This is a genomic window from Periweissella beninensis, from assembly GCF_016908275.1.
In the GTDB taxonomy this organism is placed as follows: Bacteria; Bacillota; Bacilli; order Lactobacillales; family Lactobacillaceae; genus Periweissella; species Periweissella beninensis.
Genome location: NZ_JAFBDN010000061.1, coordinates 1 through 1350, shown reverse-complemented (window position 1 = coordinate 1350; position 1350 = coordinate 1). Strand labels below are relative to the sequence as shown.

General features: G+C 34.2%; 3 protein-coding genes and 1 pseudogene. 2 read left to right on the top strand and 2 right to left on the bottom strand.

Annotated features, from left to right (window positions below):
* Both JOC59_RS09285 and JOC59_RS09280 read right to left on the bottom strand, forming a co-directional pair.
* A partial coding sequence (locus JOC59_RS09285) for a helix-turn-helix domain-containing protein (RefSeq protein WP_205144459.1) occupies nt 1–169 on the bottom strand: 169 nt, incomplete at its 3' end.
* A gap of 81 nt (nt 170–250) precedes the next feature.
* A pseudogene (locus JOC59_RS09280) lies at nt 251–520 on the bottom strand (recombinase family protein); the annotation flags it as partial.
* 83 nt (nt 521–603) lie between these two features.
* Here JOC59_RS09280 and JOC59_RS09275 point away from each other — a divergent pair.
* Together JOC59_RS09275 and JOC59_RS09265 are read left to right on the top strand one after the other, a co-directional pair.
* On the top strand, nt 604–795 hold the full coding sequence (locus JOC59_RS09275) for a hypothetical protein (RefSeq protein WP_205144457.1): 192 nt from the start codon (nt 604–606) through the stop codon (nt 793–795).
* Nucleotides 796–1167: 372 nt separating this feature from the next.
* Nucleotides 1168–1350: transposase (locus tag JOC59_RS09265; RefSeq protein ID WP_205144456.1), on the top strand; the 183-nt coding region annotated here is incomplete at its 3' end.

The following is a 1350-nucleotide window of genomic DNA, read 5'->3' as shown; positions in this document are numbered from 1 at the left end:
ATTCAGCGTTGGCCTGTGCTAATTCAGCTTGATAAGGTTGACAACGAGATAATTCATAAGAAATCGTAGACGGAGATCGTTTTAACCGCTCAGCCGTTTGGATATTGGTCAGTCCTAGCTCACAAAAGGTTTCAATTTTAATTCGTTCAGAATAGGTTATACTAGACAAAAGATCAGCTCCTAAAAAAATGGGTTTGTGGTAAACACCATTTTAAAGGAAGCTGATCTTTTTTGTCCGAACAGCGTTCGGATTAATTTTACAATCTACCTTACGTTTAAAAAGGTCTTGAATTATATCAAGGGCTTCTTTAGTATTGCGTGCGAAGAGGTCTAATTTCGTAACAATCAATGTGTCATCTGTTTTTAGTTCATTTAGCAATTTATTAGATTCAGGGCGTTCAGTAGTAGTACCAGTAAACTTTTCTTTATAGATTATTTCAGCGCCTGATTTTTTTAAGTTCTCAATTTGATTTTCTAGTTTTTGATCGGTGGTGCTCACTCGTGCATAACCATATTTCATATTATTTCTCCAATCTTATTTGTGTTCGGATTAAACTTGTAATTTGCCCAGTAAAAAAGGGTGCGTATTTATGGCGGTAAGTTATGACACATTCTAACACCTTTAATTATAAGGCACAAAAAAATGCGACACAACTGTTAAGTTATGACCTGATTTCTGATGCTAATTCTCTTTTTCACCACCAGATTAAGAAACAAGCTGCTGATATATTTGATGATCTAGATCTAAATCTTTCAATTTTCATAAACATCTTTATTTCAGAAAAGCATAGCTGACGGCAGTTTATCTTTGAGATTGAGAATCCAATTTATAGTGAGGACAACCAGATAGAACTGAATCGTCATTTCAAAGCCTGACTAATAATAAGAATCTTCAGGATCGTTAATTTCCAGACAATAGAGATTGATAAATGACATCAGTTTAATTTTTAGATGAAGCATGGAATGAGTATGTTGTCTGGCAGATTGAATACCATAGAGCTTTAAATCATATCAATAATTTAATAAAGCTAATTCAGAGCGATGGGTTAGGATTGGGTTTAAGAAAGCTAAAGCCCCTTTTTATTCTTGGTAAATTGTCGAAGGTTATGTCCGTATAATTGGTGTAAATTCTAAATAGGACTTTGTGAAATCTAAAGGAACTTCATTATGCCAAAGGTTGAATTAAATTTAGAAGATGACGAATTAAAGGAACTATTATTAGGTGATCGGGATAAGGCCATGCAATCAATTATGACCAAGATACTTGATGAAATTCTTAAGTCCGAAGCGACTGAGCAGATTAAAGCTAAGGCTTATGAACGTTCGGATGAACGAACCAATTCACGGAAT

Excerpts from the sequence above, each read along its gene's own strand:
- JOC59_RS09275 (WP_205144457.1), top strand. The coding sequence starts at position 604 with ATGACACATTCTAACACCTTTAATTATAAGGCACAAAAAAATGCGACA.